Source organism: Parasutterella sp., assembly GCF_057870745.1.
On sequence record NZ_DBMALT010000034.1, the window covers coordinates 22,667 to 29,860 of the forward strand.

Annotated in this window: 5 protein-coding genes; 2 read left to right on the top strand and 3 right to left on the bottom strand. The window is 47.2% G+C overall.

Annotation, left to right across the window (positions count from 1 at the left end; translation table 11 throughout):
• Positions 1-17: 17 nt before the first annotated feature.
• Entirely contained in the window at positions 18-1,505 is a 1,488-nt protein-coding gene (locus tag ACZND6_RS09550; protein ID WP_300875410.1) for an FAD-dependent oxidoreductase, read from the bottom strand.
• Between the two features lie 126 nt (positions 1,506-1,631).
• On the opposite strand from ACZND6_RS09550, the gene ACZND6_RS09555 reads away from it, so the two are divergent.
• Positions 1,632-2,264 carry a TetR/AcrR family transcriptional regulator gene (locus tag ACZND6_RS09555; protein ID WP_293737869.1) on the top strand — a complete coding sequence of 211 codons (633 nt, stop codon included), beginning with the start codon at positions 1,632-1,634 and terminating at the stop codon, positions 2,262-2,264.
• A gap of 183 nt (positions 2,265-2,447) precedes the next feature.
• On the top strand, positions 2,448-4,097 hold the full coding sequence (locus ACZND6_RS09560; protein WP_293737868.1) for a formate--tetrahydrofolate ligase: 1,650 nt from the start codon (positions 2,448-2,450) through the stop codon (positions 4,095-4,097).
• A 98-nt stretch (positions 4,098-4,195) separates the two neighbouring features.
• Here the strand turns inward: ACZND6_RS09560 and ACZND6_RS09565 are convergent, their stop codons facing one another.
• Both ACZND6_RS09565 and ACZND6_RS09570 read right to left on the bottom strand, forming a co-directional pair.
• Entirely contained in the window at positions 4,196-5,476 is a 1,281-nt protein-coding gene (locus tag ACZND6_RS09565; RefSeq protein WP_300875407.1) for an MFS transporter, read from the bottom strand.
• Positions 5,477-5,479: 3 nt separating this feature from the next.
• Positions 5,480-6,412: a histone deacetylase family protein gene (locus ACZND6_RS09570; protein ID WP_293737866.1), complete on the bottom strand. Its 933-nt coding sequence runs from the start codon at positions 6,410-6,412 to the stop codon at positions 5,480-5,482.
• Positions 6,413-7,194: the final 782 nt, after the last annotated feature.

The following is a 7,194-nucleotide window of genomic DNA, read 5'->3' on the forward strand; positions in this document are numbered from 1 at the left end:
CTCCATTTTTGTTTTGGTTATTTTGTTGCGGTCAAACCGGCAAAACGGCCGAATGTGAAAATATCCGCTATTCCGTTGCCTCCGATTCGATTATTCCCGTGAATACCGCCAGTTACTTCGCCAGCAGCCAAGAGGCCTGGAATTACATTGCCCTTTCTATCGATGACCTGTGCATCCTCATTTATAAGCACACCACCCATCGTGTGATGACGGGCCATCGCAAACCTTGCTGCATAGAATGGACCAGTTTCTATTTTGTGAACTAACATCTTGGGATCGCGGCCTAAAGCATCCGCTTTATCGTCCACGCTCCTGTTGTAGGCTTCTACAGACTGACAAAGCTTGCTCACCGGAACACCCATTTTTTTCGCCAATTCTTCGATTGAATTCGCCTCAAGGACTATTCCGGTCTTGATAGATTTCTTCAGTAAATCTTCGACACGACCGACCTTGCAGTGAACATCGAAACCTTTGCTATCCATCACGGAAAATGCTTCTTCCTTAGGCTCAGCCAGGAAAGCATTGCAAAGTACGTCTCTGGCAGCATCTTCTTTTATAAAACGTTCTCCGTCCCAATTTACAAAAATGAAGTAATCAACAAATATACTTAACGGGACGTATGTGCTTTGATCTTTCGGTTTATTGATTACGCACTGAACGTAATCCATTCCAACAGTCTGCGCTCCCAAGTCGATCATATCGTTAAGAATTTCTCCGGTAGCGGAGGGCAGATTGGAAGTACCTAAATGTTCGAGTCTCGGATCGAACAATCCGCATAATTTTGCGTTAGCCGAATAGCCTCCAGAAGCTGCAATCACAGCCCTTTTAGCTTTAATAAAATGATTACGTTTATCCGGTGTTACGTATTCAACACCGATTACCCTTCCTTCCAGAGGGGCTTCGCGAATAATGTCTACGACTCTACTATTTGTCCTAATAGTAATCGGAAGCTTTTGAGCGCATTCCATGAGCGCTTTTATGTAGGATTGGCCGCCGTGCAGCTTAGGATTTCTAGTTCTGGGATGTAGGCCGCCGTAAACCTGATAGATGTAATCCATAAACTCAACGCCGTGATCTTTTAACCAAGCAACGGATTCATCTGCATTTTCAGTGAGCTTCTTAACCAGCTTTTTATTTCCTCTATAGCCTCCAGCCTCCATCGTATTCTCAAAAAATAGTTGCTCAGAATCTTGAACTCCGGCCTTTTTCGCATCTTCCGGAATTACTGCATTAAAAGCACCGCCTGAAACAATCGTGTTTCCACCGACAAAAGAGTTCTTTTCAAGAACCAGAACCTTTGCACCCTTTTCTGCTGCTGTTACTGCAGCTGTTAAGCCTGCACCACCCGAACCGATTACTACTACATCGAATGTCTCATCCCATGAACGATCAGATTTCGAGGTTTGCGGGGTAGCTGCAACGGACATATTAGAAGCTACTACGGGAGTCAAAACAGATAGAGCCGATGTGACGAGAAGTTTTCTTCGATTAATGTTGTATTTCATAGTATTCTCCAGTTTAAATTTATTTTCCGTCCGGACGGTTAAATATTAGTTTGTTGCGAAGAAAAGTAACATACGAGTTTTCCCTCCCTTTGCAATCTGATAAATTAAAATTTTGGGAATCGGACTATGACAAAAACTTCTGAGATTCTTCCTATAAAGAAAAAAGTTGGGCGGCCTGCTAAAAATTTAAACGGCAAAACTGTAAGGCAAATTGTCCTTGATGAAGCTAGAAAGTTGGTCTCTCAGCACGGGACTGACAGTCTGAGTTTCGACAGACTTTCTAAGGAAACTGGTATTGCCAAAGGAACCATTTTGTACCAGTTCAAAAGAAAAGAAGACCTTCTGCTGGCTCTATTACAAGCCCATGCATCAGAGCTCGAAGCAAAATTTAAGACTGTCGAAAAAAAAATCGATACAAAGTCCTCGGAAATTGATCCCATTTGTGCCACTTTTATCGAGTGGGGCAAAGAATTCGTCAACCGTCAACCCAAGGAATCAACATTCGGACTAGCTATTCAGGCTGCTTTTTCTGAAACAAAATTCCCAGAGAATCCGATCAATGGTTGGTTTAGGGAGATCTTTCAAAAAGTTCTTCTTTCTAAAGACTCGGACCCAGAAAAAGCCATAATCTGCCTCTTAGCCATCCAAGGACTCTTTTTTATGGATTTTTTGCAGATGGATGCTTTAAGTAAAGAACAAACTCTTACCGTCCTTGATAACTTAAGGAAATTCTTAACTGATGACAACAAGGCTAACTGACAATGGGCCGATTCGTCATTTCAGCCTAAGGAAAAATACGGATTTCCATCTTCTTGTTTTTAGAGCGTAAAGAGACGTCTGCCGTTAGAATGGAGCCTTGTTCGCAGGCACCCAAAAATGCGACCAAACAGGTTAGATACTTTATCCAAGTTTCCGACTCACACCTTTCTTTCAAGGACAGACATGCTGACTGACATTGAAATTGCACAGCAAACTAAGCTTATTCCTATCGATCAACTCGCCCACGAATATGGTCTTTCTGACGACCAGTTCATTCCTTACGGCAGAGACAAAGCCAAAGTTGCTTTAAACACCTCTAACGCAAAGGGCAAACTCATTCTCGTGACGGCCACTTCCGGAATGCCCGCAGGCTCCGGAAAGACAACAACTTCTATTGCCGTTGCTCAGGCCTTTAAGAAACTCGGCGAAAAAGCATGTCTAGCTCTGAGAGAGCCCTCTCTTGGACCATCTTTCGGCATGAAGGGCGGCGCTGCCGGCGGCGGGTACTCTCAGGTCGTTCCGATGGAATCCATTAATCTGCATTTCACCGGAGATTTCCATGCTATTACGGCTGCCAATAACCTCTTGGCTGCTTTAATTGACAATGCCCGTCATCAGGGTCAAGTCGATCTGAAAGAAATCACTTGGCGCCGTGTCCTTGACGTAAACGACCGCATGCTCCGCAATATCGTCACCGGCCTCGGCGGTCCTGCTAACGGCATCCCGACCGAAACCGGTTTCGACATTACCGCTGCTTCCGAGCTCATGGCCATCATTTGCTTGGCCGACGGGGAAGAAGATCTCCGCACTCGCCTGGATCGCCTGGTTGTCGGTCTCAAACGTGACGGCTCTGCCTACACCTGCAAAGAATTAGGAGCTACCGGCGCTCTGATGGCTCTTCTGAAAGATGCCATGCTTCCGAACTTGGTACAGTCCATTGAAGGCGTACCCGCTTTCGTGCACGGGGGCCCGTTCGCCAACATCGCCCACGGCTGCAACTCCGTGGCCGCTACTCGCGCCGCCATGACGATCGCAGACTGGGCCATCACGGAAGCAGGGTTCGGCAGCGACTTAGGTGCTGAAAAGTTCTATGACATCAAGTGCCGTATGAACAATCTTCAGCCTGCCGCGACGATCCTCGTCACTTCTTTAAGGGCTCTGAAGTGGCACGGCGGTGTTCCTCTGCCTGAAATCGGCAAGGAAAACATGGATGCTCTGATCAACGGTCTTCCCAACCTCAAGGCTCACATTGCCAGCCTGAAGCGTTTCGGCCAGCAGGTCGTGGTTTCTTTGAACCATTTCGCCAACGACAACGAAGAAGAAATCGATGTTGTCCGCAAAGAATGCTTGGCTGCCGATGTTCGCTTTGCGATTTCCGACGGCTTTGCCAAAGGCGGCGAAGGTGCGTTAGACGTTGCCAGAGAAGTGATGGCTGCCGTCAAAGAAGGTTCTAAGCCTTTGAACTACGCCTACAGCCTTGACGAATCCATTGAAGAAAAGATTCAGGACGTCAACACCAAGGTTTACGGCGGACAAGATGTTTCTTACTCTTCTGCCGCTCTGAAAGACCTGGCCAAGATCAAAGCCTTGAACATGGGATTTGAAAAGCTTCCTATCTGCATCGCTAAGACTCCTTTCTCTATGTCCCACGATCCGGATCTGAAAGGAGCTCCTCACGGCTTTACGCTTCCTGTCCAGCGCGTTATCCTGAACGCAGGCGCAGGCTTCCTGGTTGTTACGACCGGCGCCATCATGCGTATGCCCGGCTTGCCGAAGAAACCGGCTGCATATACCATTGACGTCGTTGACGGCAAGATCACAGGATTAAGCTAAGTCCTAGGGTTTTAGTTTTGCAAGACGCTCCTTTTTAGGAGCGTTTTGCTTTTCTGGGCCATTATTTAAGCCAGATGCCGTCAGCCGCAAAAGCGGTATCAGCAAACAGTCTTAGACGGCAAATGCACACGACGAAGGATTAAAAGTCCGATAACAAAGAAAAGTGTCGTCACGAGGATTGCGGTTCTTTGATCTCCGGACGTCAGCCAAGTGACTGTTCCGTATGTGATCGGGCCCAAAACATTGGCCCCCCAAACGGCGACGTTCCAGGCAGAGTAGAACTGGGCAAGTTCTCCTGCCGGAGCAAAAACGGCAACAACTGCCCTGCCCGCTGATTGGCTCGATCCCATCGCGATGCCGGCAATATTGGCAGCGATCCAGAAACTCACCGGACCTTGAGAGAACGCCGCCATCACGCCCATGACGATCCACAAAAGAATGGTAAGCGCTAAAGTCTTCTTATGCCCCAAGCGATCCTGAACGTATCCGAATACAAACGCTCCGATGGCGGCCGTAATATTGACGACCAAAATCAAAGTAATCGTCTGAGCGGTCGTAAATTTCATGACAAGCTGGGCATATACAGCGGACAGCGTAATAACTACCGCAATGCCTGCCTGATAGAAAAGCCCGCAGACGCAAAGCTTCAAAAATTCCGGATAGCGTTTAAGAAGTTTGAAGCTGTCAGATGATTCCTTTCGGATTCGTTTGAAGGTCTTTTCAAAGGAAATGTTTTTAGGTTTCGAACGCTCTTTGACATACAAGAGCATCGGAAGCGCCATCACAAAGAAAATCGTCGCCGTGGACATTGCTGTGTACGGCACATAAACGTCAGCCGGAAGACCTGCTTTCTGTCCCTCAAAAACAATAAGCAGGCAAGCAGCCAAACTGACGATGCCGCCGAGATACCCGAAAGACCAGCCCCACCCTGAAACCTTGCCGAAGGCTTCGGGCTTTGCCAACTCCGAAAGAAACGCTGAATTGAGAGATACACCGGCATTGAATGCCGTATTAGAAATGACGATCAGAAAAACCGCTGAGGCTAAAGTCCCCGGACCGGTATACGCAAGCGTCGCTGTGCTCATACAGCAGATGCCTGTCATCACCGCAAGCCAGAATCGTTTATTGGCCTTAGCGTCTGCCAACGCACTGATTACAGGAATAACAGCGATAGACAGCAAATTAGAAAGAGTGATCGTCAGCGTCCAAGCAAACGTTGCCCAGACAGCATTTTCTGCGACAACCGACACAAAAAAAGCGTTGTAGACCGCAGTCAGAATAACGGTGGTGTAACCGGAGTTCGCAAAATCGTACGAAGCCCAAGCGAGAACCTCCCGCTTGGAGACCCCGGGCATGAGAAAGTTCTTTCCGGAATCCATTGACTAATCCGTACAAGCCAGCTGATGGATGAAGGCTGCACAGCTCCTTGCAAGAGAAGACGTGTTGTAGCCGCCTTCAAGAACAGTCACGACGCCTCGGCATTCCGGAATCTCAGATTTGCAGGATGCCAGCCGGCGACCTAAGAAGGCATAGTCTCGTTCAACCATTAAAAGCTGGGCTTGATCCTCTTCTCTGTGTGCATCAAAACCAGCGGAAACCATAATCAGCTCAGGTTTGTATTCCTTGAGCTTGGGCATCCAAACTTCGTCCATGGTTCGACGAAGTGCAATCCCTTCGGTTCCTTCCGGGAACGGTGTGTAAATCGCGTTCGGAGGCGCGTGATGAATATGCGCATACGGGAAAAGCGCTTCTTGGAAACCGTCCAGAATTAAAACATCATCTCGGCCTCCGAGAATATTGCTCGTCCCGTCCCCGTGGTGGACATCAAAGTCAACAACTGCGACTCTTTTTAATCCGTAAACTCCGATCGCATGCAGCGTACCGATGGCTACATTATTCAAGAAGCAAAAACCGCCGGAATGATCTCTATGCGCGTGATGTCCTGGCGGTCTGACCGCACAGAAAACCTTTTTATATTGTCCTGAGAGGACGTCATCCACACCCGCGCATGCGGCCCCTGCTGCATATTGAGCGGCCTCCCAGGTATAAGGATTCATGGCGGTATCGACACTAATCGTGTTCAGACCTTCCTTCGGTGAATTGTGGGAGAGGTAGGAAATATAGTCAGCATCGTGGGCGGCCAGCATGTCAGTAACAGCCACCATCGGCGGCGTTTTTCGATCGACGAACTGAGAAGTACCGGCGGCCAGCATGAGCTCTTCGATTTTTTCCAGGCGTTTCGGACATTCGGGATTGTTGTTTCCCATCTTATGTTTGAGAAACAATCCGTGAGTATAGAAAGCGGTATCAGCCATGGAATTCTTCTTTCAGAGCTTTTTATTTATTTTAACTTTTTCTTGGGACCCATCTAAAGAACAATTGCTGAAAGAACTTTATCACTACAAGGTCTTAAGAGTATTATTTTGAACCCTGAGCTATCAATCCGCTCCCATCATTCGGACGGCAGCGTTGATTCCTCTTCAGTTAGAGGACATTTAGAAGGATATAGTTCGGGTACAAGCAAGCAAAAGGTGTTAACGACATACCCGCTTTTGGATGCTTGGATTGAGGATAACTGTTTTTTTAGAAGCGCAACTTGGGCCTTGAGCTGGAACGTTGATTCGATAGATTGCTGAGTAAGAAAACCAACTATCTTTGCGTGCCTTCGGATTACAGACTGGTACAGACTTACGCCGTGGTCCTTCCTGTATTTAAATCCCTCCAGATTCACTCGCTTTTTATATCCAGGCAGCTCCCTAACCTCATAACGAATTAAAGACTTTTCTACATCCGTATTGTCGAAGCCATCCAAAATTGCCAAGGGCACATGGTAGAAAGACTCAACCATTGGGTAATTGATGTAAAGTTTCCCTGCATCAGAAGAGTCACAAAAGTGTGACATAAGCTTATGTACACACTGTGGATCAAAATCCGCGGTGTGAGGATCAAGATCGAAAGCTAAGAAAATATCGGAAAAATCATTTGCACTTTTCCCTTTGGCTCTGTTCAGAGTAAGTATTGATCTTTGAGTAACGGCAATGGATCCCGTTTAGAGATATTTACCGAAAAACTTCTTTCCTCAACTCCGATAGTAAAA